The sequence below is a fragment of the Pseudomonas sp. PDM20 genome, from assembly GCF_014852575.3.
GTDB lineage: Bacteria > Pseudomonadota > Gammaproteobacteria > Pseudomonadales > Pseudomonadaceae > Pseudomonas.
This window is the reverse complement of sequence record NZ_CM181224.1, coordinates 6,084,893-6,110,529: the sequence shown is the minus strand read 5'-3', so window position 1 is coordinate 6,110,529 and position 25,637 is coordinate 6,084,893. Positions and strand designations below refer to the sequence as shown.

Sequence of the window (25,637 nt, the reverse complement as noted above, 5' to 3'; positions counted from 1 at the left end):
TGCAGACTGCTCAGTAAACCTATGTCTTTCTTCCAGTTTTTACTCGCGCACAGAAGGCTCGATGAGTTCTTCACCTACGCTATATAAAGAGGATTAAGACTTCCTACAAGTCAGGAGGTTCCCCGTAAAACCTTCCATTCGTCCGGGTAGTCGTTTTTCAAGGCATGAGAACGACAAAGGCCCATCACTGAGGATGAGCCTTTGTCGACGTTCGGATTTTTGGTGCCGGCACCAGGAGTCGAACCCGGGACCTACTGATTACAAGTCAGTTGCTCTACCAGCTGAGCTATACCGGCAAGGAGGGGCGCCATTATAGTCACGGCGCCCTTGGTGTAAACCACTGATTTGTCAGAATGATCCGCAGTTTTTGTCAGTGACCGCCCGCAGTCGCTGCGCCGGGCTTGGCGCCGAAGGGCGGCTTGGCCAGGCAGATGACTACCAGCATGGCGAGGAACAGCCAGCCCAGCAGGGTGAAGTAGTCGATGGTGCTGATCATGTAGGCCTGGCTTTCCACCATCCGTTCCAGCAGCGCGGCGCTGTGCTGGCCGGGGCCGCCGAGCTGTTCGACGGTGGCGCGGGTGGCCGGGTCGTACTGGCTGAGGTTTTCGGTCAGGTAGGCGTGGTGCATGGTCGCGCGGCGGTTCCAGATCCAGGTGGTGAGGGAAGCGGCGAAGCTGCCCGCCAGGGTTCGCAGGAAGGTCGCCAGGCCGGAGCCGTCGGCGATCTGGTCGGGCGGCAGATCGGAGAGCAGGATGCTCAGGATCGGCATGAAGAAGAACGCCACGCCCAGCCCCATGAACATCTGTACCAGCGCGATGTGCAGGTAGTCGACCTCGGTGGTGAAGTCGGCGCGCATGAAGCAGGTCGCCGCCATCGCCAGGAACGCCAGCCCCGCCAGCAGGCGCAGGTCGAAGTTGTTTGCGTAGCGACCGACCAGCGGCGAGAGGAACACCGGAAGGATCCCGATCGGCGCCGCCGCCAGGCCTGCCCAGGTCGCGGTGTAGCCCATCTGGGTCTGCAGCCACTGCGGCAGCAGCAGGTTCATGCCGAAGAAACCGGCGTAGCCGCCGACCAGCGCCAGGGTTCCCACCGTGAAGTTGCGGTGCACGAACAGTCGCAGGTTGACGATCGGGTGCTTGTCGGTCAGTTCCCAGATCACGAAGACCGCCAGGGCGATCGCCGCGATGACCGTGCCGCCGATGATGAAGCCGGATTCGAACCAGTCCAGGTCGTTGCCCTTGTCGAGGACGATCTGCAGGGCGCCGACGCCGATCACCAGCATCGCCAGGCCCATGTAGTCCATGGGCGCGTGCTTGATCACCACCGGGCGAGCGCGCAGTTGCTGGTAGACGACCATGGCGGCGAACAGGCCGATGGGCACGTTGATGAAGAAGATCCACGGCCAGCTGTAGCTGTCGGTGATCCAGCCGCCGAGGATGGGCCCGGCGATGGGCGCGACCACCGTCACCATCGCTAGCAGTGCCAGTGCCATCCCCCTTTTCGCCGGCGGATAGATGGAGATCAGCAGGGTCTGGGTGATCGGGTAGAGCGGCCCGGCGACGAAGCCCTGGATGGCCCGAAAGCCCACCAGCATGCCCATCTGCTGGGCGACGCCACAGAGAAACGAGGCGACCACGAAGAGCAGGGTGGCGGCAATGAACAGCCGCACCTCTCCGACCTTGCGGCTCAACCAGCCGGTGAGCGGCAGGGCAATGGCGTTGCTCACCGCGAAGGAGGTGATGACCCAGGTGCCCTGCTCGGAGCTCACCCCGAGGTTGCCGGAGATGGTCGGCAGGGCGACGTTGGCGATGGTGGTATCGAGCACCTGCATGAAGGTCGCCAGCGACAGGCCGATGGTGGCCATGACCAGGCTGGGGGGGCTGAAACTGCTGCTGTTGGGCTGGCTCATGACGGTAGTCGGATCAGCGCTGCGCGGTGCTGTGGTTGGCGTCGGCCAGGTTGGCCTGGATCAGCTTCTCGATCAGTTGGTCGGCCGAGGCCAGCTGCTCCTGGTACACGTCGGTGGAGAACACCGCCTCGTGCGGCGATTGCTGGGCGAGGGCGGGTCCGCTCTGGTCGTGCAGGCTGACGTTGACGTCCATGGACAGGCCGATGCGCAGCGGATTCTTCGCCAGTTCCTCGGGGTTGATGCGGATGCGCACTGGCACGCGCTGGACGATCTTGATCCAGTTGCCGGTCGCGTTCTGTGCCGGCAGCAGGGAGAAGGCACTGCCGGTGCCGACGCCGAGGCTGTCGACGGTGCCGGAGTACTTCACTTCGCTGCCATAGAGGTCGGAGCGGATTTCCACCGGCTGGCCGATGCGCATGTGCTTGAGCTGGGTTTCCTTGAAGTTGGCGTCGATCCACACCTGGTCCAGCGGGATCACTGCCATCAGTGCGGCACCCGGCTGCACGCGCTGGCCGACTTGCACGGTGCGCTTGGCGACGTAGCCGGTGACCGGCGCGATGATCACCGCGCGGGCGTCGTCCAGGTAGGCCTGGCGCAGCTTGGCGGCGGCAGCTTTGACGTCCGGGTGCGAGGCGATCACGGTGTCGTCCACCAGCGCGCGGTTGGTGTCCAGTTGCTGCTCGGAGTTGGTCAGCGAGCTGCGCGCGGTGTCCAGGGCGTCGCGGGCGTGAGCCAGTTCTTCCTGGGAGATGGCGCCGTCGTTGGCGAGGTTCTGCCGGCGCTTGAAATCGGCCTCGGCCTTGGACAGGGCGACCTTCTTCGTGGCGACGTCGGCCTTGTAGCCGTCGACGTTGCTGAACAGCCCGCGCACCTGGCGCACGGTGCGCGCGAGGTTGGCTTCGGCCTGCTGCAGGGCGATGTCGGCATCACTGGGGTCGAACTTCACCAGCACCTGGCCCTTGCGCACCAGGTCGCCGTCATCGGCGCCGATGCTGACCACGGTGCCGGTGATCTGCGGGGTGATCTGCACGACGTTGCCGTTCACGTAGGCATCGTCGGTGTCCTCGTGCCAGCGGCCGTAGAGGAGTTCCCAGGCGACGCTGGCAAGGCCGGCGAGGATGACGACGGCGAGCAGGATCAGCAGCCAGCGCTTGCGCTTGGGGTTGCCGTTCTGGGTTTCTTGGGTGGCGGTGCTCATGTCGGGTGCCTCGTTCAGTGCGCGGCGGCCGCGTTCGCCTGGGCGAGCGGGGCAGGAGTGGAAGTGGTGTCGGGCTGGTAGCCACCGCCCAGGGCCTGGACCAGTTGCACCGAAAGGTCGATGCGTTGGGCGTCCAGGCTGGCCAGCTGGCGTTCGGCGAGGAGCAGCTGCTGCTGCACGCTGAGGGCGTCTAGGTAGTTGCCGACGCCTTCGCCGTAACGGCGCATGGCCAGGTCGAAGTTGGACTTTGCGATATCGCGGGCATCGCGCTGGTCGTCGATCTGCTGCTCCAGCGAGCGCAGCTTGCCGAGATCGTCGGTGACCTCGCCGAGAGCGCTGACCAGGGTCTTGTTGTACTGGGCGACGGCCAGGTCGTAGTCGGCGTCCTTCCCGGCCAGGTTGGCGCGTAGGCGGCCACCGTCGAAGATCGGCAGGGAGATGGCCGGCGCGATCTGGAAGAACCGGCTTGGCGCTTTCAGCACGTCGCTGGTGTGCAGAGCGGCCAGGCCGACCATCGCGCCCAGGTTCACGTTGGGATAGAACTCGGTCTTCGCCGAGTCGATGTTTTTTGATGCAGCTTCGACCCGCCAGCGCGCGGCGACGATGTCCGGGCGGCGACCCAGCAGTTCGGCCGGCAGGTTCGACGGCAGGCTCAGCGCGCCGGGCTTGAGCACCTGCGGACGCTGCAGGTCCTGACCACGGTCCGGGCCCTGGCCGAGCAGGACGGCGAGGGCGATGCGGTCGCTGGCAATTTCCTGTTCCGCGGCGGCCAGCTGCTGCTTGGCGCTGGCGACCTGGGACTGCGTCTGTTGCAGCTGGACCTTGCTGTCGAGACCAGCGTCCATGCGTTTCTGGCTGAGCTGGAAGAGGTGCTGCGAGCGATCCAGTTCGTCCTTGGCCAGGTCGCGGGCAACGAAGGCGTGGGCCAGATTGCTGTAGGCGCGGGCGACATTGGTGGAGAGCGTGATCGAGGCGGCCTGGCGGTCGACTTCGGCAGCGTTGGCCTGGCCGAGGGCGGCTTCCCAGGCGTCGCGCTGGCCGCCCCAGAGATCGAGGTCGTAGCTGAAGCTGAGCGACAGGTATTTTACCGCCGAGTAGCGACCGCCCATGGGCGCAGGAATCACGTTTTCCGGTGCGCGGATGCCGGCATAACTGGCGGTGCCCTTGACGCTGGGCATGCGCGCGGCGTCCTGCGCTTGCGCAGCGGCGATGGCCTGGCGTGCGCGGGCGCTGGCGATGTCCAGGTCCGGCGTGCCTTGCAGGGCCTCGCTGATCAGACTGTCCAGCTGCGGGTCGCCCAGGCTGATCCACCAGTGCTCGCTGGGCCAGGCAGCGGTGGACAGCGGAGTACCATCGAGGCTGACGCCAGCCTTCAGGCTGGCGGGGTCGACGGCCTTGCCACTGATGTCCAGGCCCTTGTAGCTGACGCAGCCGGACAGGCCCAGTGCGGCGGCGAACACGGCGGCCGGCAGCAGGGCGATACGGAGATGGTTCATGATCATTTCTCCTGCGCCGCGCAATGGGCCGCGGCGCCGTGGGCGCGCAGGATCTTGTCGAGCAGGCCGGTGAGGGTCTGCAGTTCATCGCGGGAGAGGCCGCCGACCAGCTCGTTCATGGCTGCAGCGGCGATGCTCGGGGCTTCGTCATTCACGGCCTGTCCGGCGGGGCTCAGGCTTAGGCGCACGCTGCGTCGGTCGTTCTGGCAGGGCTCGCGGACCAGCAGGTCCTTGCGTGCCAGGCGGTCGAGCATGCGGGTCATGGACCCGCTGTCGATGGACAGCTCGCGGCACAGCTCGGCCGGGGTGTTGGCGCGGTCGTTGCCGATGAAGAACAGCACCTTGAACTGCGCGGCGGTGATGTCCAGGTGCGCCAGATGCTTGTCCAGCAGGCGATCCTTGAGGATGGCGGTGGCACCCAGCAGCTGGCCGATGGAGCCTTTGAACGGAAAATCCGCGACGTCGTAGTGATTCATGTCAAAACAGAAAGCTGCTTAGGCAGTGAAATGTTTCGAAATGATACTGCCTAGGCAGCGATTGACAAGATTAGATTGTCGCGATTACGCAACAATCCGTTCGACGAAGCGCTATTGGAGCAGGGATGGCAACAGGAATGGCTGATTTCCTACACCGCCGAAGACCTTTATGCACAAGGGGGGTAGCTTTAGGGCGCAAATCGCATATGAGATGTGATAGCAATCACGAAGTCTCGTAACCTACTGTTTTTAAAGGATTAAATTTATATGTACAGAAAATGACCAGATCGCAGCGAGGCGGTCTGGGCAGTAAGGATGGGGAGTTTTTTCCGGGGTTACGAACAGAGTTATCCACAGGGTCTGTGGGTGAAGCCCTGGAACGCCCGTCTCAGATGCGTTCGGCCAGTAATAGCAGGTTGCGAGGGGTCATCCGGGTGGCGCAGAAGGCGCCCAGGGTGGCGCGATAGCCCTGTTCCTCGAGGAATAACGCGCGATCGAGCAGCAGCCACAGCTCCATGGGGCGGCGGAACAGTCCGCGCACCAGTTCCAGGTTGCGAACCTGGGCCAGGCGTTGCCAGCCCCTGGCCTCCAGCTCCTGCCAGTCGGTGCCAGTGGGCAGGTCGAGCTCCCTGAGCGCGGCCAGGTCGCGGCAATAGTCGGCGAAGGGCTTGTCCAGCCAGGTCGGCGGCACGGAGGGAGTGGGCAGGTAGTCATTGCTGCCGCGGACTTCCCGTTGCAGCAGGTCGAAAGCCAGCCGCCGCGCCATCGAGCCGTCGCGCTGGCGGCGCACGCGGGCGCCGGCGGTGACGGTTTCCGCGAGCGGCAGGCGCAGGTCGTCCCGCGAGAGCAGCAGGGTGGAGCTTTGTGCGGTATGCGAGAGCGGCTGGTAATACTCGCTATCGATGCGGTTGTAGCAGCAGGGCGCCACGGCGAGCTGGCGGCAGCCCTGGGCGCTGGCCAGTTGCAGCAAGCGTACGTGCAGGTTGCCGCAGGCGTGCAGGGCGACGGCGGTGTGCTCGGTCTGCAGGTGCTCGCGGACGTCCGGTGCGAGTACGTCCTGCTGGTGATGCCGGGCGTGAAGCTGAAGCCGGTCGCTCAGGCGCTGGCCGTCTTCCACCAGGGCATGGTCAAACTCCAGGCTCAGCAGCGGCTTGCCGTCACGCGCCAGCAGACGGCCCAGATGGCCTTTGCCGGCGCACCAGTCGAGCCATTGCTGCGGTGCTTCGGCGAAATCCAGGCGGCTGGCGAAGGCTTCGATCTGTTGCCACTTGCGGCCAGGCACATCGACGGTCAGCAGGTTCGGCAGCTTGCCCAGCGGCGTTGCCGGGAGTTCGCCGACGACGGACAGCTTTGTGGCCGTGGCTGCCAATGCCGGGAAGGGCGCGGGGGCGTCGAGCTGCTCGGGCGCGTTGTGCACCGCCTCGGCGTCATCAAGGCTGCGGTTGCGCAGCCAGGCGGCCAGTTCGGGGTGTTCGCGCTCCCAGGCCAGCTCCAGCGCCGTGAAGGGTTTCGGCCGCCACAGCGCCTGATGGTCCAGCAGGAAACCGTCCAGTGCCTGGAAGCGCTGGAGCAGGTCGGAGCCGGTCAGGGGAGTGTCGTTCGGGAGCACGGTGCGAAGCGGAGGCAAACCACGGGGCGCGCATTATAGCCACCCCGTGGGCGAACGGTGCGCCGGTCAGCGGCCCTGCATGGAATCCACCTTCAGCCAGCGTTCCAGCAGGCGGAAGATGCGCGTCAGCAGCAGCGTGATGACCAGGTAGAACAGGCCGGCGAGGCAGAAGAACAGCATGGCCTCGTAGGTGCGCGCGATGATGGTGCGGGTCATGCCCATGATGTCGAACAGGGTCACGGTGTACACCACGGCGCTGGCCTTGAGCATGAGGATCACCTCGTTGCTGTAGGCCGGCATGGCGATGCGCGCGGCGCGCGGCAGGATGATGTGGAACAGCGCCTGGCGGCGGGACATGCCCAGTGCGCGGGCGGCTTCCACTTCACCCACCGGGATGGCGTGGATGGCGCCGCGCAGGATCTCGGCGATGTAGGCCGCGGTGTGCAGCGTCATGGTCAGCAGGGCGCACCAGTACGGGTCGCGCAGGTACGGCCAGAGCGGCCCCTTGCGCACACTCTCGAACTGGGCGAAGCCGTAGTAGACGATGAACAGCTGCAGCAGCAGCGGCGTGCCACGGAAGAAGAAGATGTAGGTGTAAGGCACTGCTCGCACGTACCAGTGGCGCGAGGCGCGGGCGATGCCCAGCGGTACGGCCAGGCACAGGCCGGCGACCACGGCGATGGCCAGCAGCTCCAGGGTCAGGGTGGCGCCCTGGAACATCTTCGGCAGCCATTTGAGGATCAGCTCGAGATCGGTCATAGCTCGTTCCTCACGAAGCCACGGCCGGCGCGACGCTCGAGGAAGTGCAGGGCGGCCATGATGAAGACGGTCAGGCCCAGGTAGATGAAGGCCGCGGTCATGTAGAAGGTGAAGGGCTCCTTGGTCGCGTTGGAGGCGACCTGGGCCTTGCGCATGATCTCGTCGAGGGTGATCAGCGAGACCAGGGCGGTGTCCTTCAGAAGAATCAGATAGAGGTTACCCAGGCCCGGCAGCGCCACGCGCCATACCTGCGGCAGCACGATGCGCCAGAAGATGCGTGGAGCCGAGAGGCCCAGCGCCTGGCCGGCTTCGCGGTGGCCCTTGGGAATCGCCAGCAGCGCGCCACGGAAGACTTCGGTGGCATAGGCGCCGAAGCACAGGCCCAGGGCACAGGTGCCTGCGGCAAAGGGCGAGAGTGCGAATTCGGGGTGGCCGAAGAGGTCACCGATGGCGTTCAGGCCGGCCACGGTGCCGAAATAGATCATCAGTACCCAGAGTGTCTCGGGTACGCCGCGAACTACGGTGGTATAGAAACCGCCGAGCATGCGCAGGAAACCGTTCTTCGAGGTCTTGGCGATGGCGCCGAGCAGGCCGAGGACCAGTCCCACGCAGACTGCGGCGAGCGAGAGCTTGAGCGTCATCCAGGTGCCGGCGATCAACTGATCGCCAAAGCCGTGCAGGTCGAAAATCATGGGGAGTCACGCCTGAAGGCGCGCGCCGCCCGGCGAGGGGCGGCGCGGCACATGCATCAGTAGATGCTGAAGGGGAAGTACTTGTCGTTGATCTTCTTGTAGGTACCGTCGTCGACGATTTCCTTCAGAGCGGCGTTCAGCTTGTCACGCAGCGGGTCGCCCTTGCGCACGGCGATGCCGATCTTGTCGTTGTCGAACACCGGCTCGCCCTTGAACTCGAAGTCCTTGCCGGCGTCGCTCTTCAGCCAGTCGTACTGCACGAACTTGTCGGCCAGCACGCCGTCGAGGCGGCCCGAGGACAGGTCGAGGTAGGCGTTTTCCTGAGTGTCGTACAACTTGATGGTGACGGTGTCGGCCATGTTGTCCTCAAGCCAGGTGCCGGCGATGGTCGCGCGCTGCGCACCGATCACCTTGCCCTTGAGGTAGCCCTTGTCGGTCTTGAAGTCGGTCGACTTCGGCGCCACGAACTGCAGCTTGTTGGTGTAGTAGGCGTTGGTGAAGTCAACGGCCTGCTTGCGCTCGTCGGTGATCGACATGGAAGCGACGATGAAGTCGAACTTCTTGGCGTTCAGCGCCGGGATGATGCCGTCCCAGTCGGAGGTGACGACGTCGCACTCGGTCTTCATCTTGGCGCACAGCGCCTTGCCGATCTCGATATCGAAACCGACGACCTGGCCGCTGGCGTCGATGCCGTTGAAGGGCGGGTAGGCGCCTTCGGTACCGATGCGCAGTTTGTCCGCGGCGATGGCCTGGCTCCCCAGGGCGAAGGTGGCCGCGATAGCCAGAACGATCTTCTTATAGTTGTTCATGCAGTAATGCTCCGTTAGCGGTGGCTGGACATGAATTGTTTACAGCGTGCCGATTGCGGGTTGTCAAATACCTGCTGCGGCGGTCCCTGCTCTTCTACCAGGCCCTGGTGGAGGAACACCACCTCACTGGATACCTGGCGGGCAAAGTTCATTTCATGGGTCACCAGCAGCATGGTGCGACCCTCATCGGCGAGCGCGCGGATAACGTTAAGCACTTCCTGGACCATTTCCGGGTCCAGTGCTGACGTCGGCTCGTCGAAGAGGATGACCTTGGGCTGCATCGCCAGCGTGCGGGCGATGGCGGCGCGCTGCTGCTGGCCACCGGAAAGCTGCGCGGGGAAGCTATGGCGCTTGTCGGAGATGCCGACCTTGGCCAGCAGGGCCTCGGCGATCTCGGTAGCCTCGGCCTTGGTCTTGCCCAGCACACGACGCGGCGCCTCGATGATGTTGTCGAGGATGCTCATGTGCGGCCAGAGGTTGAAGTTCTGGAAGACGAAGCCCAGTTCGCTGCGCAGACGGTTGATCTGCTTGTTGTCCGAGGCGACCAGCGAGCCGTCCTTGGTCTTCTTCAGCTTGAGTTCTTCACCGGCGACCAGGATCTGGCCCTGGTGCGGGTTCTCCAGCAGGTTGATGCAGCGCAGGAACGTGGATTTACCGGAACCGGAGGAGCCGAGAATGGAAATCACATCGCCGTCGCGGGCGGTCAGGGAAATGCCTTTGAGCACTTCCAGGTCACCGTAACGCTTGTGCAGGTTACGGATTTCCAGTGCGGGTATGGCCGTGGCCATTGGGGGCTCCTCTATTGTTATTCGGACGCTTTCGCAGCAGGTCACTGCAGAATCGGGGCCATCCTGGCGAGGGGCAACCTAACACGCACTCCTGAGTGCGCCAAGCGCCCATCTGCCGCGGTCGTCGGCTGTAGTGGCAAGTTGTCGCATTGCCGCTCGGCGTTGTCGCCTGGGCTGAACTAGCCGCGCCGGATGAGGGCATCAGGTGGTGGCGCGGGGGCGGGATAGTGCCAGTTTAGACCGGCCGATAAAAGTCCGGCGGCCCTGGGGCCGCCGGTTGGTATCACTGCATCATCTGCCGCAGTTGCGGGTTCGGATCTTCGATCGCCTCTGCAGGGGTTATGTCGTCCTGGGATTCCGGTGGCTGGCTGGCCATCAGGTTCGGGTGCCCGGACAGGCGCGGGATCGGCAATGGCTTGGCGTCGGCCAGACCGGTACCGCCAGCCTCGGTGGCGTTGATCGTCGATTTGCGCGGCTGGGTCAGCACGTGGAAATCGGTGATCTCGATGACGCCCTTGCCTTCGGCGAGCAGGTGGAAGGAGAAGGCCTTGCGGGCTTCCTCGTTGTCGAAGCCGAAGCTCACTTCCAGCGGCTGGTTGCGTTTCACCAGCGGGAAGTCCGGCATCTCGATGGGCACGGGCTTCTCGAAGGAGCGCGTCTTGAGCGTCACTTTCGCCCCATTGGCGTCCATCTGGATCGCGCGGATCTTCAGGCGCACCGTGGTGTGGGTGTTGGCCGGAAACTCCAGGTACTGCGCGCCGATCAGGTTGTCGGTGTACTCGTTGTCGATCTGTGGCTTCAGGCGGATGCGTTCCTTGGTCGCGAACTGGTATTCGCGAGCCGACTGCGCCTTGGTCACCGACTGGTCGAGGATGTCTGCTCGGGCAGTCATCAGGCGGGCGTCGCGGCCACTGAAGCGGCCTTCGAACTTGGCGGTGTCAGCGATGAAGCCGTCACTCTTGTAGCGCCGGCAGACCTGCTGGAAGTCGCACTCGGTGAAGTTGCCCTTGCCGTCGTGATAACGCTGCATGCCGTTGGTGAAGGTCACCATCTCGCGGCCGTTGGCGTATTCGCGGAATAGCGAGCGGCCGGCGATATCCTGTGGCGCCTTGATGGCGAAGTAGTCGAGCACCGAGGATTCCAGGTCGACGTGGCCGTAGACGCCGGCCTTCACTGGCGGCAGCGCGGCCTGTTCCGGTGCAAGAATCAGGTTCAGGCCCCAGGCCGAGGCAAGGCGCACGTTGTCGATGCCGTGGGATTCGTCGGAGGTGACGATCACCAGGGTGTCCTTGAGCACGCCTTTCTCTTCCAGGCCCTTGAGGAAGGCATCGACGGCGTCATCCAGGTAAGCAACCGCGGCCTGGCGCGGGGTCGGGTACTTGGCCAGGTATTCCGGGGTGGCCGAATACGGCTGGTGGGTGCCGACGGTGAGCAGGGTGAGCATCCACGGCTGCTTCTTCTGGCGCAGCTGGCCGACATAGTCCAGCGCGCCCTCGAAGAAGGCCTTGTCGTCCATGCCCCAGGCGAATTCCAGGTAGGGTTTCTTCTTGAACCAGTCGCGGCCCAGGGTCTTGTCGAAGCCCATGGCCGGCATGACCTTGTCCTTGGCCATGAAGCGCAGCCCGGCGCCCTGCAGGAAGTGGGTGCTGAAGCCGGCCTGGTGCATCTGTGCCGGCAGGCATTCGGCGGCGCGGGTCGGGTTGCCCAGCAGTTCGACGCCCTTGGGCGTGCCGTTGTCCAGCTTGCTGTAGTCGCCGCAGAGCATGGCGTAGAGACCGCGGATGGTCTGGTGGCTGTGCACCACGTAGTCCGGGGTGGTCATGGCGCGCTCGGCCCAGGTGCTCAGGCGCGGCATCATCGATTCTTCGTAGCTGCTGCTCAGGGCGGCACGGTTGGTGGCGACATAGGCGCCAGGGATACCCTCCATGGCGATGATCAGTACGTTCTTCGCCTGGCCGCGGCCGGCCAGCAGCGAAGTGCCATTGAGGTCGTGCTGGGTCAGGCCGGTGACGTCCGGGCGGACCTCCGGTTGGTCGCGGTCGCGCCAGTCCTGGTAGGCCATCTCGCCGCTGGTGACGGCGCGGGAGACCAACTGGTGCGGCAGGTTGAACTGCTTCCACATCTCCGCGTCGCTGGGCTGGAAGTACTGTACGCCAGCGTGGGCGGCCAGCAGTGCGGCCGGTACGGCATAGGCGTAGCGCGGCAGCGGCTTTTCGCGGCGGCGCCAGAGCAGCGCGCAGAGCAGGATGCCGGCGCCGATCAGGATTGCCAGGTGCAGGTGGTTGAGTCCGCCGCCCTCGGTGGAGTTGGCGACGAAGGTCGGGTCGGCGAGGAAGTGCAGGTCTTCCGGCGCAGGCATGCGGCCCACGGCGCTGACCAGTTCGGCGGTGCCGATCACCGACAGGGCCCACACCAGCATGACCGGAATGGCGATGAACAGTCGACGGTTGTGCACTGCGACGACCAGCAGGGTGCCGAGCGCGAGGTCCGACAGGTAGCCCAGCGGGGAGCCCCAGCCAAGGCTGTAGCGGCCGAACAGCGGCACCAGCAGGAAGAGGGCAGACAGGGAAACCAGGTTGCCCCGGGAATTCCACCAGCTTATGAGTTTGCGCACAGTGACTCCGCTACGAAACATCGAATCCCGGAGGGTATCTCACTACAGGGTGAAAATCGTCCGGATGGTCATGATTCTGAAAGATCGATGTGCTATGTGCCAGTAGACACTGAGGTTCGGCAAACATTCGATACGAAACGCGGGAATGTTCCGGGGCGGAGGAGTGACTTGTGCGGAGCGGAATGAAAAAGCCCCTGAAATCTCGCGATTTCAGGGGCTTTTCGGAAGGCTTGGTGCCCAGGGACGGAATCGAACCGCCGACACGGGGATTTTCAATCCCCTGCTCTACCAACTGAGCTACCTGGGCAACGTGGCGCGCATTAAAAGGGTTTTCGGAAGGGGTGTCAAGCGTGCCGCGAAAAAATTTTTCAAATAATACCGAAGCTTACGCGCTGGGCGGGACGTAGCCCTCGGCCTGCGCGTATTCCTCGCCCGACAGGAACTTGTCCATCTCGGCGGTGAGGAACTTGCGATCCTCGGCATTCATCATGTTCAGGCGACGCTCGTTGATCAGCATGGTCTGGTGCTTCTGCCATTCGTCCCAGGCTTTCTTCGAGACGTGCTCGTAGATGTCCTGGCCCTTGGCTCCGGGATAGGGCGCGCGATCGAGGCCGGGCAGCTCTTCTTTGTATTTGCGGCACATCACCAGTCGGGTCATGACATTTCTCCTGCGTTCAACACGTCGGCGGCTCGTTTGAGCAGCTTCTTCACCGGGGCGGCAAGGCCGAGCCGCGGCGGGGTGGCGAGGTTATACCAGAGCCAGTCGGCCTCGGCCACGGCGGGGGCTGCGTCCTCGACGCGCACCAGCCAGGGCTCGATGGCCAGCTGGAAGTGGCTGAAGGTATGGGTCAGGCCGGGCAGCTCGCGCCGCTCGCCCAGACGCAGGGCGTGGCGCTGGGCCAGTGGGTCGAGGGCGGCCAGGTCGTCCAGTTCGGGGAAGCTCCACAGGCCGCCCCAGAGTCCGGTCGACGGACGGCGGTAGAGCAGGATGTCGCCCTCGCGGTTGGCCAGGATCGGCATCAGCGTGCGTTTCTGCGGCAGCGCCTTGCGCGGCTTGGATACCGGGAAGTCGGTCTCGCGGCCGAGAAAGTGCGCGCGGCAGCCCTCGCGCAGCGGACAGAGCAGGCAGCTCGGCTTGCTGCGGGTGCAGAGGGTGGCGCCCAGGTCCATCATCGCCTGGGTGTAGTGGTTGACCCGCTCCTGCGGCGTGAAGCGCTCGGCGGCGTCCCACAGCTGTCTGGCGACCTTGGGCTCGCCCGGATAGCCGTCGCAGGCGATGTAGCGCGCGAGCACGCGCTTGACGTTGCCGTCGAGGATCGGCGCACGCAGCCCCATGGAGATGCTGGCGATGGCGCCGGCGGTGGAGCGGCCGATGCCGGGCAGCTCGGCGAGCTGTTCGACGTCGCGGGGGAATTCTCCGCCGTGCTGTTCCATCACCGTCTTCGCGGTCTTGTGCAGGTTGCGGGCGCGGGTGTAGTAGCCCAGGCCCGTCCACAGGTGCAGCACTTCGTCTTCCGGCGCGTTGGCCAGGTCCGCCACCGTCGGCAGCGCCGTCATGAAGCGGTCGTAGTAGCCCATCACGGTGCTGACCTGCGTCTGCTGCAGCATGATTTCCGAGACCCACACCCGGTAGGGCGTGATGTTCTGCTGCCAGGGCAGGTCATGGCGGCCGTGCGTGTCGAACCAGTCGAGCACGGCCTGATTGAAGCTTTGCGGGGTCACTTCTTGAACAGCCCTTTGAGTGCGTCTTTGAGTTCGGGACTGACCTTGTCGCCGAGCTTCTCTTCGAGTTTCTGGTTCAGCCGGTCCCCGGCCAACCGTGCGGCGATCTTGCCGATGCCGTCCTTGTCCAGGCGGCAGGCCTTGGCGCCCAGTTCCAGCGGGCCGCGGCAGCGCAGCGGCCATTCGATGCCTACATAGCGCTTGTTCACTTCGCAGGCGGGGTCGGGCATGTCGCTCTTGTCGCCTTCGATGGTGACGCCGACGCGGTAGTCCATACCCAGCACGCGCAGGTCGAGGTCGCCGTCGGCCTTGACGGTCAGGCCGGGAATGCTGGCCTTGAGGTCCGGGTTGCTGGCTACGCCATTGCGGAACACCAGGTTGCCCTGCAGCTCGCGGAACGGAGTGTCCTTGCCGCCATGCTCGCCAGTCAGCGACTTGCGGTTGAGCGTGGCGATGCCCTGGCACAGCTGCTGTTCAAGGTTGGCATTGAGCAACACGCCCTGGGTCAGGACGAAGTGCGCGGTGCCGTTGAGGTTGTCGATCCAGGCCTTTTGACTGTTGCCCTGGGTGGTGATGTCGGCGTCGAGGTCGAGCATGCCCTTTACCGGCGGCTTCTGGCCCTGGGATTCGAGCAGGCGCTCCACCGGTACGTCGGCGATGTGCTTCTTCGCCTGCAGGGTCGGTACGTCCTGGCGCACGTCGAGGGTGGCGGTGGCGTTGAACTTGCCGTCGTAGAGCTCGCCGCGCAGGTCGTCGAGGTTGAGCAGGCCGCCCTGGCCGCGCAGCTTGAGCACGGCGTTGTCGATGGGCAGCTTGTCCAGGGTCAGCCGGCCGAGGTTCAGGCCGGCGTCGAGGTCCAGTGCGCGCAGGCGAGCGATGGGCAGCAGCGGGGCGTCGCTCCAGGCCTGCTGAGTCGGCTGGCTGGGCAGCGGGGTGTCGCCCTTGACGGCGTTCTGCGCGGTGGCGTCGACTTCGGCCTTGCGCGCGCTGTTGGTGGAGTCCTGGGCTTTCTTGACCTTGGCCGGCAGGTAGCGGTCGAGGTTCAGCTTGTCGCCGGACAGTTGGGCGCGGATCGCCTGCTTGCTGAAGTCGGCGATGCCGAGATTGCCGCTGAAGGCGCTGTCGTCCAGCTTCAGGTTGATGTCGTTCAGGGCCAGGCTGTTGCGAGTACCGCTGATGCGAGTGGCCAGCTCCAGCTTGGTGAGGGTGGTGGTGTCGGCCATTTCCGGCAGGGTCTGGCCGATGCCTTCGAGGAATTCGCGCAGGTTGAAGGGTGCCAGCGACAAGCCGCCATCGAACTTGGGCTCTTTATCCAGCTCGCGGGCCTTCAGCTCACCCAGGGCGCGCAGCTGGTTGACGGTGACCTTCAGGCCGTTCCACTCGGCGACCTGGGCGGCCTGGTCGAGTACCAGCTGGCCCTGGGCGCTGTAGTTGGCGGTCTTGCCCTGGAACGGATCGCCGGAGACTTCGCCGGAGAGCTTGGCGTCTTCGAGCTGGTAGCGCTTGAGCGCGCGGTCGAAGCGCAGGTTGCCGGTCAGTTCGGTGCGCGCGCGGATCACCGGCTGGTTGGTGCCCAGGTAGGCGCTGAGCTTGAGCGGGATGTTGCTGCCTTCGCGGATGGCGCCGGTGGTCAGCTCGATGCCCTCCACGCTGTAGTTCTTGCCGCTCTGGGCATCGGCGTAATCGATGCGGGCGTTCTTCACGCTCAGGCTGTCGATGTCCAGCTTCATCGCCTGGTGGCCTTCGCCAGCGGCGGGCTTCGCCGGCTCGCTCGGCGCGGGCGCCGGTTGTGCGGCGGGCGGGGTGCCGGCGGCCGGCTGGGCGGGCTTGCCGATGCTTTCCCAGTTGCCGACGCCGTTCTTGTCCTTGTTCAGGGAAAGGGTCAGGCCTTCGACGCGGATGTCGCTCATCTGCACTTCTTTACGCAGCAGCGGCAGCACGCGTACGGACATGGCCAGCAGCTGCGCGTCGGCGAACGGCTTGTCTGGTGTCTGCAGGCTCGCCACGCTGGTGTCATGCAGTTCCAGGCCCAGCCAGGGGAACAGGCTCCAGCCAATGTCGCCCTTGAGGTTCAGTTCGAGGTTGGCCTTGTCCCGGGCGAGCTGGCGGATCTCGTCCTTGTAGTCATTCGGATCGAAGAAATGGCTCAGCACGAAGCCGGCGGCGACGATGAGCAGCAGCAGGACCAGGGCAATGATGCCGATGATTTTGCCGAACGCTTTCATGGACGGGTCCTTGTTCAGGCGGCGGGTGGAGTAGCGGGAAAGTATACCAATGACGCAGCGGCGCCCCAGCCCGGAAAGGCAGGCGCAGGTATTGCGGGGTTTGAACGGGGACTTGCGGCGCGGTTCCCCGGTGATGGCGGGTCAGGCTGGCAGCAGTGTCAGGCCCAGGTGCTCGGCGAAGCGCGCGGCTTCGGGTTGATCTTGCGGAGCGCTCAGGCGCAGCGCGGCACCCTGCAGGACGGCCAGGCGCTGGGCTTCTTCCAGCAGGCGCCGGGCGACGCCGCGGTTGCGGGTAACCTGGCGCACGCACAGGCGGGAAAGCCGCCAGGTGTCGTCGTCTCGCTCGATCCACGCGGCGCCCAGCAGGCGGTCGTTGAAGCGCCCGGTGAACAGCCGGCCCTCGGCAAGCCCGCGGGTGACCAGTGCATCGGCATCGGTGAACGGCGCCAGCAGCCATTGTGGCGCGTCGGCGTAGATCTTCAGCAGGTCCTGGCGGTCCTGGTCGCTGGGCTGGGTCAGGTGCTGGACGACGACGGGCATGGGCAATCCTCGGAAGGCGAGCCGCGCAGTGTAGGACTATCTGCCAGCGCCGACCACCGCCCATAGCCGCGCAGCGCCCGGCGCGCCTATAATGCCGCCCCTTCTTATAATTACGTGCAGTGTTAGCTGTGGAGCTGGTGATGGCCGAACGCAAGGCATCCGTCGCGCGCGACACCCTGGAAACCCAGATCAAGGTTTCCATCGACCTGGATGGAACGGGCAAGGCCCGCTTCGATACCGGGGTTCCCTTCCTCGAGCACATGATGGACCAGATCGCCCGCCACGGCCTGATCGACCTGGACATCGAGTGCAAGGGCGACCTGCATATCGACGATCACCATACCGTCGAAGACATCGGCATCACCCTCGGCCAGGCCTTCGCCAAGGCCATCGGCGACAAGAAAGGCATCCGCCGCTACGGCCATGCCTACGTGCCGCTGGACGAGGCGCTGTCGCGCGTGGTCATCGACTTCTCCGGCCGCCCCGGCCTGCAGATGCACGTGCCGTTCACCCGCGCCAGCGTCGGTGGCTTCGATGTCGACCTGTTCATGGAGTTCTTCCAGGGCTTCGTCAACCACGCCAACGTCACCCTGCACATCGACAACCTGCGCGGGCACAACACCCACCACCAGATCGAGACGGTGTTCAAGGCCTTCGGCCGCGCGCTGCGCATGGCCATCGAGCTGGATGAGCGCATGGCCGGCCAGATGCCGTCCACCAAAGGGTGTCTGTAATGCAGACGGTAGCCGTCATCGACTACGGCATGGGCAACCTGCACTCGGTGTCCAAGGCGCTTGAGCGCGTGGGCGCCGGTCGCGTGCTGGTGACCAGCGACGCCAACGTGATCCGTGAGGCGGACCGCGTGGTGTTCCCCGGCGTCGGCGCGATCCGCGATTGCATGGCCGAGATCAAGCGCCTGGGTTTCGACAGCCTGGTGCGCGAAGTCAGCCAGGACCGTCCGTTCCTCGGCATCTGCGTCGGCATGCAGGCGCTGCTGGAGCGTAGCGAGGAAAACGACGGTGTCGATTGCATCGGCCTGTTCCCCGGCCAGGTGCGCTTCTTCGGCAAGGACCTGCACGAGGACGGCGAGCACCTGAAGGTGCCGCACATGGGCTGGAACGAAGTGGCACAGAGCGTGGATCACCCGCTGTGGCACGACATCCCCGACCGCGCGCGTTTCTACTTCGTGCACAGCTATTACATCCAGGCTGGCAACCCGCGCCAGGTGGTTGGTCGCGGCCATTACGGCGTCGATTTCGCCGCCGCGCTGGCCGATGGTTCGCGCTTCGCCGTGCAGTTCCACCCGGAGAAGAGCCATACCCATGGCCTGCAGCTGCTGCAGAACTTCGCCGCCTGGGACGGGCGCTGGTAAGCCATGGCCCGCCAGAAGGACAAGCCGGCGATCCTCGAGCTCGACGGCGCCCAGCGCCAGAGCGCGGCGCGGGCGATCCAGCGTTTTCTCGAAGATCGCTTCGAGCTGGACGTCGGTTCCTTCGAGGCCGAAGAGGCGCTGGACTTCTTCCTGCGCGAGTTCGGCCCGCTGTTCTACAACAAGGCGATCTTCGACGTGCAGTCTCACCTGAAAGACCGGTTCGAGAGCATCGAAAGCGACTTGTGGGCGCTCGAGAAGAGCTGACCCGACCCCATTCATCTTTGGATTCGAGCAGGTTCAACCCATGCTGATCATCCCCGCAATCGATCTGAAAGACGGCGCCTGCGTGCGCCTGCGCCAGGGCCTGATGGAAGACGCTACGGTCTTCTCCGACGACCCGGTGTCCATGGCCGCCAAGTGGGTGGAGGGCGGTTGCCGCCGTCTGCACCTGGTGGACCTGAACGGCGCCTTCGAAGGCAAGCCGGTCAACGGTGAAGTGGTTACCGCCATCGCCAAGCGCTACCCGAACCTGCCGATCCAGATCGGCGGCGGCATCCGCTCGCTGGAAACCATCGAGCACTACGTCCGCGCCGGCGTCAGCTACGTGATCATCGGCACCAAGGCGGTCAAGCAGCCGGAATTCGTCGCCGAAGCCTGCAAGGCCTTCCCCGGCAAGGTGATCGTCGGCCTCGACGCGAAAGACGGCTTCGTCGCCACCGACGGCTGGGCGGAAGTGAGCTCGGTACAGGTCATCGACCTGGCCAAGCGTTTCGAGGCCGATGGCGTCTCGGCGATCGTCTACACCGACATCGCCAAGGACGGCATGATGCAGGGCTGCAACGTCGAAGCCACCGCTGCCCTGGCCAACGCCACGCGTATTCCGGTGATCGCTTCGGGCGGCATCCACAACCTGGGTGATATCCAGAAGCTGCTGGACGCCCGTACGCCGGGCATCGTCGGCGCCATCACTGGCCGCGCGATCTACGAAGGCACCCTCGACGTCGCCGAAGCACAGGCACTGTGCGACAGCTTCAAAGGCTGACCTGAACGCAGGCCGGGCGTGCCGCGAAACGGCATGGCCCGGCACTGAGGACCTGGGGTGGTCCGGCAGCATGGGTATCGCTGCGCTCCACCCATCCTACGAGAGCATTGCTATGGCACTGGCTAAACGCATCATTCCCTGCCTCGACGTGGACAACGGCCGCGTGGTGAAGGGCGTCAAGTTCGAGAACATCCGCGACGCCGGTGACCCGGTGGAAATCGCCCGTCGCTACGACGAGCAGGGTGCGGACGAGATCACCTTCCTCGACATCACCGCCAGCGTCGATGGCCGCGATACCACCCTGCATACCGTCGAGCGCATGGCCAGCCAGGTGTTCATCCCGCTGACCGTGGGCGGCGGCGTCAGGACGGTGCAGGACATTCGCAACCTGCTCAACGCCGGTGCGGACAAGGTCTCGATCAACACCGCGGCGGTGTTCACCCCGGAGTTCGTCGGCGAAGCCGCCGCGCGCTTCGGCTCACAGTGCATCGTGGTCGCCATCGACGCGAAGAAGGTCTCGGCGCCGGGCGAAGCGCCGCGCTGGGAAATCTTCACCCACGGCGGGCGCAAGCCCACCGGGCTGGACGCGGTCGAATGGGCGAAGAAGATGGAAGGCCTGGGCGCCGGTGAAATCCTCCTGACCAGCATGGACCAGGACGGCGTGAAGAGCGGCTACGACCTGGGCGTGACCCGCGCCATCAGCGAGGCCGTGGGCGTGCCGGTGATCGCCTCCGGCGGCGTCGGCAACCTGGAGCACCTGGCTGCCGGCATCATCGAAGGCAAGGCCGACGCGGTTCTCGCGGCGAGCATCTTCCACTTCGGCGAGTACAGCGTGCCGGAGGCCAAGGCCTACCTGGCCAGCCGCGGCATCGTCGTGCGCTGATCCCTTCCGGGCCGGGGTTCTCCCGGCCCGATGGCTCTCTCATGGGCCGTCCTTCCCCTGCGTCCGGTGGCCGCATCCGCTTCCTGCGCATGAAGCTTGCTAGCTCAAGGCTTCGGTCAAGGTTATGGCGCATCCTGGTCAAGGTACTGGCGTTTTTGGATCGGGATACTGGCGTATCTATGTCCCATCGCCATATTCATAGGGTTTATTGACGTCAATTCTCCGAGTAAGCTCTGCGCCTTCTCAGAAATGTCATACGCAGGAAATATCTCGATGCTGAAGCGCATTCTGCTCGCATGGCTAGGCTGCGGCCTGCTTCTGGCCAGTGCGGCAAGGGCTGAAACGGATTCTTCGGACTACAGCGTGGTGCTGCTCACCGAGAACTTCCCTCCCTACAACATGGCCATCAACGGCAAGAACTTCGCCCAGGAAGACAGCATCGACGGCATCGCCGTGGATATCGTCAAGGAGATGTTCAAGCGTGCCGGCGTGCAGTACAGCCTGACCCTGCGCTTCCCCTGGGATCGCATCTACAAGCTGGCGCTGGAGAAGCCCGGCTACGGCGTGTTCGTCACCGCGCGCCTGCCCGAGCGCGAGAGCCAGTTCAAATGGGTCGGCCCGATCGGTCCGGACGACTGGGTCCTGCTGGCCAAGGCCGACAGCCCCATCGCCCTCAATAACCTGGATGAAGCGAAGAAATACCGCGTCGGCGCCTACAAGGGCGATGCCATGGCCCAGTACCTCGGCGAGCACGGCTTCGAGCCGGTGCTGGCGCTGCGTGACCAGGAGAATGCCGCCAAGCTGCGCGACGGTCAGATCGACCTGTGGGCCAGCGGTGACCCGGCGGGCCGCTACCTGGCCAAGCAGGTGGGCGTCACCGGCCTGAAGACCGTGCTGCGCTTCAACAGCGACCAGCTGTTCCTCGCACTGAACCGCGAGACTCCGGATGCCGTGGTGCAGAAGCTGCAGTCGGCGCTGGACAAGATGCGCGCCGAAGGCTTCGTCGACGACGTGCTCAACAGTTACCTGTAACACCCGAAGGCCGGCCACTCGCCGGCCTTCGTGTTTGGCGCCGACATCCCTCGGCGCCGGTTTTGCCACGGAAGGCAGACGAGCGAAGTATTCCGTCCCCTCTGCAGGGATGCCGCAAGCCCAATAACGATAACCAAGCGAGCGGTATGACCATGCTGAAAGTCCTGATCAAGACCCTTACCCTGGGTCTGTTGCTGGGGGCCGCCACGGCCCGCGCCGAGTTGCCCGCCGATTACAAGATGGTGCTGCTCACCGAGAACTTCCCGCCGTTCAACATGGCGGTGGATGACAAGAACTTCGCCCGTGACGATGGTATCGACGGCATCAGCGCCGACATCGTCCGCGAGATGTTCAAGCGCGCCGGCATCCAGTACAGCCTGAGCCTGCGTTTCCCCTGGGATCGCCTGTACAAGCTGGCCCTCGACAAGCCCGACTACGGGCTGTTCTCCACCACCTACACGCCTGAGCGCGTGCCGCTGTTCAAGTGGGTCGGGCCGATCGCCAAGACCCACTGGGTCCTGCTCGCGCCGCCGGGAAGCTCGATCAAGGTGAAGGACCTCAAGGACGCCGCCAAGTACAAGCTCGGCGCCTACAAGAACGACGCCGTCAGCCAGAACCTGGAGAGCCAGGGCATCCCGGTGCTCAACGCGCTGCGTGACCAGGAAAACGTGAAGAAGCTGACCACCGGCGAGATCGACCTGTGGGCCACCACCGACCCGGTGGGTCGCTACCTGGCCAAGCAGGAAGGCGTGTCCGGCCTGCAGACCGTGTTGCGCTTCAACGAGGCGCAGCTGTACCTGGCGATCAACAAGGACACTCCGGACGAGGTGGTGGCGAAGCTGCAGAAGGCGCTGGACGAAATGCGCGCCGATGGCTTCATCGAGCAGGCGACCAATAACTATCTGTAGGCCTGCAGTCCGGGCGCCCAGGCCTGACTGCTCTTGGTAGGAGCGGGCTTGCTCGCGAACCGCTTTCGGAAACTCCGGTGCCGGGGCTGTTCGCGAGCAAGAACTAGGCGTCCCCCTCGCTCCTACGAAAAGCCCGCGTCTAGCGATAGATTCCGTTCTGCCCATGCCCCGCCATGGCGCGGTTGCCGCGCTCGGCGATCATCAGCGACGGCTGCACCAGCTCGAAGCCCTGGGCCTTCAGGGTCGGCAGCACGCGCTTGAGCACCGCCAGGGTCGCCGGCTTCGGGTGGCCGATCATCACCACCGTGCCCTGCTTGCGCGCCAGTTTCAGGCCGCGCTGCATCTGCTCCATCACCGCCGCTTCGCTCGGATCGTCGTCGAGGAAAACGTCCCGCGACAGGCTGGCGAGGCCGATCTTCTGTGCCTCGGCAGCAGCCACGGTGGCGGCGCTGGTGCGGCTGTCGAGCAGGAACAGGTGGCGGCGCTGCAGCTCAGCAGCCAGCCAGGCCATGGCCGGGCGGTCGGCGGTCATGCGGCTGCCTTCATGGTTGTTCACACCCTGCACGTAGGGCACCTTCGCCAGCGCGGCGTCGAGACGGCGCGCGCGCTCTTCCTGGGTCAGTTCCGGGGTCCAGGCGTAACCACCGCCGGCCGGGTCCATCGGCATGTGCAGCATCACGGTGCGCCCGCGGTGGTGCGCCTCGCGCGCCAATTCGGCGGCGTGGGGTGTATCGGGGATGATCGCCAGGGCGATGGCGGGGGAGATGTCGAGCACCTGGCGGTCGCGCGCCAGGTTCTGCCCGAGGTCGTCGATGACGATGCTGACCAGCGGCTTGCCGCCGTCCGGCCGGGGCGCGGCAGCCACCGGCAGGCACAGCAGCGCGCCCAGGCACAGGCCGAAAAGCAGCCGGGCCGGGCGCATCGGTCAGTTGTTGCCGCGGCTGACGCTGAGTCCTTTCAGCAGGCTGAGGGCTTGGCTGAGCTGGTAGTCGCCATCCTGCGGGCGATCCACCGGCGGTTTGCCGGAAGTGGTCGGACGGTCCTGGCCGCCATTGCCGTTGGCCAGGTGGCCCTGCAGGTCCGCTTCCTTGAAGCCGTCGAATTCGCTCTTCTCGCGGGTTACCTTGGCGCGTTCCACCTCGATGTCCGGGGTGATGCCCTGGGCCTGGATGGAGCGGCCATTGGGGGTGTAGTACAGCGCGGTGGTGAGCTTCAGGGCGCGGTCGTTGTTCAGCGGCAGCACGGTCTGTACCGAGCCCTTGCCGAAGCTGTCGGTACCCATGAGGATCGCGCGCTTCTGGTCCTGCAGGGCGCCGGCGACGATCTCCGCCGCCGAGGCGCTGCCGCCGTTGATCAGCACCACCAGCGGGACGCCGTCGCTCGGGTCGGCCGGGTCGGCGGAGAAGCGCAGCTCGGAGTTCGGGATGCGGCCCTTGGTGTAGACGATCAGGCCCTTGGTGAGGAAGGCGTCAGCCACTTCCACCGCGGACTGCAGCACGCCGCCGGGGTTGTTGCGCAGGTCCAGCACAATGCCCTTGAGCTTGCCCTTGTTGTCATTGCGCAGCTTGGACAGCGCCTTGACGGTCTCCTCGCCGGTGTTCACCTGGAACTGGGTGATGCGCAGGTAGCCGTAGCCCGGTTCGAGCAGCTGGCTCTTCACGCTCTTGACCTTGATGACGGCGCGCTTGAGGGTTACGTCGAACGGCTTGCCGCCGCCGCGCACGATGGTCAGGGTGATGGGCGAGCCGGCTTTGCCGCGCATGCTGTCCACCGCCTCGTTCATCGACTGGCCCTTGGTCGGCTTGCCGTCGATCTTGACGATGAGGTCACCCGGCTGGATGCCGGCGTTGGCGGCGGGGGTATCGTCGATCGGCGAGATCACCTTGACGAAGCCATCCTCGCTGCCGACCTCGATGCCCAGGCCGCCGAATTCACCGCTGGTGCTTTCCTGCAGTTCGGCGAACTCTTCCGGGCCGAGGTAGGCGGAGTGCGGATCGAGGTTGCTGAGCATGCCCTTGATGGCATTTTCCAGCAGCGTCTTGTCGTCCACCGGTTCGACGTAAGCCGCCTTCACCCGGTCCAGGACCTCGGCAAAGGTGCGCAGCTCGTCGAGCGGCAGCGGAGCCTCCTTGCCGTTGGCCGCAGGGGATGCGGCCGGCGCGTCGGCGGCCTGGACCGCACCGACGCCGAGCAGCAAGGCCAGGGCCAGGGTAGTGAGACGGAAAGCTTGCGACATGTTTGGCTCCTAATGCGTGATCGCCGCTTATCCCTGCGTGCGACACCAGGTCGAAGGGTCCGCCGGGCGGCCCTGATGGCGAATGGCAAAATACACCGCCGGGGTACTCTGACCCCCGCTGGCTCCCACGGTTGCAATGGGATCGCCTGCTTTGACGGTATCGCCGGCGTCCTTCAGAAGACTTTGATTATGCCCATAAAGGCTGAGGTAGCCACCACCGTGGTCGAGAATGACCAGCAGGCCTGAGCCGCGCAGCCAGTCGGCGAACACCACGCGGCCGCCATGCACGGCGCGCACGGTACTGCCGGCGTTGGCGCCGATCAGCACGCCATCCCAGGTGGCGCGGGGGTCGTCGCCGCGCGGGCTGCCGTAGCGCGCCAGCACGCGGCCATCCACCGGCCAGGGCAGCTTGCCCTTGGTGGCGGCGAAGGCGCCGCCGAAGCCTGAGCCGCTGGAAACCAGCGGGCCGCTGTAGTCGGGGCGCCTGGAGGGCGTTGCGGGCTTCTCGCCGCGCGTGGCCAGCTCCTGCTCGCGCTTGACCCGCTCGCGCTCGGCGGCCAGGGCGCGCTGGCGCGCTTCCTCGGCTTCGCGGGCCTGGCGGGCGAGGGTTTCCTCGATGGTCTTGAGGACCTTGTTCAGGTCGTCCTGGCTCTGCTCGCGGTCCTTGAGCTTGCTGCTGCCGTCCTTCAGGTCGCTGTTGAGCTTGGCCAGGGTCTCCTGGCGCGCCTTGCGGGCGTCGGCCAGCTCCTGGCGGCGGGCTTCGAGGGCGGTCTGCTGGGCGACCTGCTCGTCCTTCTGCGAGGTGATTTCCTGTTCGACGTTGCTCAGCTGACGCAGGGTCTCGTTGAAGGCCGAGAGCTGCTCCAGGCGCGCCTTGTTGATGTAGTCGTAGTAGGTGAGGGTGCGGCTGAACTTCTCGGGGTGTTCCTGGTTCAGCAGCAGCTTGAGGTATTCCTGGCGGCCGCTCTGGTAGGCGGCGCGGGCCTGGATGGCGATCAGGCGCTGCTGCTCAAGGCGTGCGCCCTGGAGTTTTTTTTTCTCCGAATCGAGGCGCTGCAGCTCTTCCTCGTTCTTCTTCATCTCGTCCTGGATCTGCCTGATCTGCTTTTCCAGGTCGCCCATCTGGGTTTCGGTGGACTTGAGCTGCTTCTGCACCCCGGACTTCTCGTCCTGGATGTTCTTCAGGTTCTTCTTCAGCTCATTGATGTCTTTCTGCGTCTGCTCCAGCTGACGTTGGGCGTCGGCACGTTCGTCGGCAACGACCGCGAGCGGGCTCAGGAGGCAGATCAGCAGCAGCGGGAGGAGGGCGCGGGGCATTGGGCGGCGG

The 25,637-nt window shown here is 65.1% G+C and carries 24 protein-coding genes and 2 tRNA genes; 7 read left to right on the top strand and 19 right to left on the bottom strand.

The window, feature by feature from the left end; translation table 11 throughout:
- Positions 1-220: 220 nt before the first annotated feature.
- The 16 genes from IB261_RS28110 to panM form a co-directional block, all read right to left on the bottom strand.
- Positions 221-296: transfer RNA gene (locus IB261_RS28110), tRNA-Thr, on the bottom strand.
- A gap of 74 nt (positions 297-370) precedes the next feature.
- Positions 371-1,909, bottom strand: a complete 1,539-nt coding sequence (locus tag IB261_RS28105; RefSeq protein WP_151188596.1) for a DHA2 family efflux MFS transporter permease subunit — start codon at positions 1,907-1,909, stop codon at positions 371-373.
- A gap of 13 nt (positions 1,910-1,922) precedes the next feature.
- Positions 1,923-3,107: an HlyD family secretion protein gene (locus tag IB261_RS28100; protein ID WP_151188595.1), complete on the bottom strand. Its 1,185-nt coding sequence runs from the start codon at positions 3,105-3,107 to the stop codon at positions 1,923-1,925.
- Positions 3,108-3,121: 14 nt separating this feature from the next.
- Positions 3,122-4,609 carry an efflux transporter outer membrane subunit gene (locus tag IB261_RS28095; RefSeq protein WP_192383656.1) on the bottom strand — a complete coding sequence of 496 codons (1,488 nt, stop codon included), beginning with the start codon at positions 4,607-4,609 and terminating at the stop codon, positions 3,122-3,124.
- Positions 4,606-5,079 carry a MarR family winged helix-turn-helix transcriptional regulator gene (locus IB261_RS28090; RefSeq protein ID WP_065086500.1) on the bottom strand — a complete coding sequence of 158 codons (474 nt, stop codon included), beginning with the start codon at positions 5,077-5,079 and terminating at the stop codon, positions 4,606-4,608. Before IB261_RS28090 ends, IB261_RS28095 begins: the two co-directional genes overlap by 4 nt.
- A 388-nt stretch (positions 5,080-5,467) precedes the next feature.
- Positions 5,468-6,688, bottom strand: a complete 1,221-nt coding sequence (locus IB261_RS28085) for a methyltransferase (protein ID WP_192383657.1) — start codon at positions 6,686-6,688, stop codon at positions 5,468-5,470.
- Between the two features lie 66 nt (positions 6,689-6,754).
- On the bottom strand, positions 6,755-7,447 hold the full coding sequence (locus IB261_RS28080) for an ABC transporter permease (RefSeq protein WP_081515330.1): 693 nt from the start codon (positions 7,445-7,447) through the stop codon (positions 6,755-6,757).
- Positions 7,444-8,139, bottom strand: coding sequence for an ABC transporter permease (locus IB261_RS28075; RefSeq protein ID WP_081515331.1), 696 nt, complete (start codon positions 8,137-8,139; stop codon positions 7,444-7,446). Before IB261_RS28075 ends, IB261_RS28080 begins: the two co-directional genes overlap by 4 nt.
- Before the next feature lie 56 nt (positions 8,140-8,195).
- Complete coding sequence (locus IB261_RS28070; protein WP_081515332.1) at positions 8,196-8,948, bottom strand: ABC transporter substrate-binding protein; 753 nt, start codon at positions 8,946-8,948, stop codon at positions 8,196-8,198.
- Positions 8,949-8,962: 14 nt separating this feature from the next.
- Complete coding sequence (locus IB261_RS28065) at positions 8,963-9,736, bottom strand: ABC transporter ATP-binding protein (RefSeq protein ID WP_045215765.1); 774 nt, start codon at positions 9,734-9,736, stop codon at positions 8,963-8,965.
- A gap of 283 nt (positions 9,737-10,019) precedes the next feature.
- Positions 10,020-12,350, bottom strand: a complete 2,331-nt coding sequence (locus IB261_RS28060) for an LTA synthase family protein (RefSeq protein WP_192383658.1) — start codon at positions 12,348-12,350, stop codon at positions 10,020-10,022.
- Between the two features lie 231 nt (positions 12,351-12,581).
- Positions 12,582-12,657: transfer RNA gene (locus IB261_RS28055), tRNA-Phe, on the bottom strand.
- Positions 12,658-12,735: 78 nt separating this feature from the next.
- Positions 12,736-13,008, bottom strand: coding sequence for an oxidative damage protection protein (locus IB261_RS28050; protein WP_015479334.1), 273 nt, complete (start codon positions 13,006-13,008; stop codon positions 12,736-12,738).
- Entirely contained in the window at positions 13,005-14,072 is a 1,068-nt protein-coding gene (gene mutY, locus IB261_RS28045; protein WP_192225145.1) for an A/G-specific adenine glycosylase, read from the bottom strand. Before mutY ends, IB261_RS28050 begins: the two co-directional genes overlap by 4 nt.
- Positions 14,069-16,297 (bottom strand): AsmA family protein, encoded by a 2,229-nt coding sequence (locus IB261_RS28040; RefSeq protein ID WP_192383659.1) that lies wholly within the window; start codon positions 16,295-16,297, stop codon positions 14,069-14,071. Before IB261_RS28040 ends, mutY begins: the two co-directional genes overlap by 4 nt.
- Before the next feature lie 141 nt (positions 16,298-16,438).
- The gene (gene panM, locus IB261_RS28035; RefSeq protein WP_151188588.1) at positions 16,439-16,837 is read right to left on the bottom strand and encodes an aspartate 1-decarboxylase autocleavage activator PanM; all 399 of its coding nucleotides are present in this window, start codon (positions 16,835-16,837) and stop codon (positions 16,439-16,441) included.
- Positions 16,838-16,977: 140 nt separating this feature from the next.
- Between panM and hisB the strand changes: the two genes are divergently transcribed.
- The 7 genes from hisB to IB261_RS28000 all read left to right on the top strand — a co-directional run bounded on the left by hisB (position 16,978) and on the right by IB261_RS28000 (position 22,074).
- Positions 16,978-17,571 (top strand): imidazoleglycerol-phosphate dehydratase HisB, encoded by a 594-nt coding sequence (hisB, locus tag IB261_RS28030; protein ID WP_015479330.1) that lies wholly within the window; start codon positions 16,978-16,980, stop codon positions 17,569-17,571.
- Complete coding sequence (hisH, locus tag IB261_RS28025) at positions 17,571-18,209, top strand: imidazole glycerol phosphate synthase subunit HisH (protein ID WP_081515338.1); 639 nt, start codon at positions 17,571-17,573, stop codon at positions 18,207-18,209. Before hisB ends, hisH begins: the two co-directional genes overlap by 1 nt.
- Positions 18,210-18,212: 3 nt before the next feature.
- The gene (locus tag IB261_RS28020; protein WP_045215778.1) at positions 18,213-18,473 is read left to right on the top strand and encodes a DUF2164 domain-containing protein; all 261 of its coding nucleotides are present in this window, start codon (positions 18,213-18,215) and stop codon (positions 18,471-18,473) included.
- 40 nt (positions 18,474-18,513) lie between these two features.
- The gene (gene hisA / locus IB261_RS28015) at positions 18,514-19,251 is read left to right on the top strand and encodes a 1-(5-phosphoribosyl)-5-[(5-phosphoribosylamino)methylideneamino]imidazole-4-carboxamide isomerase (RefSeq protein ID WP_054910490.1); all 738 of its coding nucleotides are present in this window, start codon (positions 18,514-18,516) and stop codon (positions 19,249-19,251) included.
- A gap of 112 nt (positions 19,252-19,363) precedes the next feature.
- A complete protein-coding gene (gene hisF / locus IB261_RS28010; protein WP_081515340.1) occupies positions 19,364-20,134 on the top strand; it encodes an imidazole glycerol phosphate synthase subunit HisF in 771 nt (256 codons plus the stop codon).
- Between the two features lie 276 nt (positions 20,135-20,410).
- Complete coding sequence (locus tag IB261_RS28005) at positions 20,411-21,166, top strand: substrate-binding periplasmic protein (RefSeq protein ID WP_405307450.1); 756 nt, start codon at positions 20,411-20,413, stop codon at positions 21,164-21,166.
- Positions 21,167-21,318: 152 nt separating this feature from the next.
- A complete protein-coding gene (locus IB261_RS28000) occupies positions 21,319-22,074 on the top strand; it encodes a substrate-binding periplasmic protein (RefSeq protein WP_054910504.1) in 756 nt (251 codons plus the stop codon).
- A gap of 139 nt (positions 22,075-22,213) precedes the next feature.
- Here the strand turns inward: IB261_RS28000 and IB261_RS27995 are convergent, their stop codons facing one another.
- Genes IB261_RS27995 through IB261_RS27985 form a run of 3 tightly spaced genes read right to left on the bottom strand, consistent with a single transcriptional unit; the run spans position 22,214 to position 25,627 of the window.
- Positions 22,214-22,996: a divergent polysaccharide deacetylase family protein gene (locus IB261_RS27995; RefSeq protein WP_192383660.1), complete on the bottom strand. Its 783-nt coding sequence runs from the start codon at positions 22,994-22,996 to the stop codon at positions 22,214-22,216.
- 3 nt (positions 22,997-22,999) lie between these two features.
- A complete protein-coding gene (locus tag IB261_RS27990; protein WP_081515343.1) occupies positions 23,000-24,310 on the bottom strand; it encodes a S41 family peptidase in 1,311 nt (436 codons plus the stop codon).
- Between the two features lie 27 nt (positions 24,311-24,337).
- Complete coding sequence (locus tag IB261_RS27985; RefSeq protein ID WP_081515344.1) at positions 24,338-25,627, bottom strand: murein hydrolase activator EnvC family protein; 1,290 nt, start codon at positions 25,625-25,627, stop codon at positions 24,338-24,340.
- Positions 25,628-25,637: the final 10 nt, after the last annotated feature.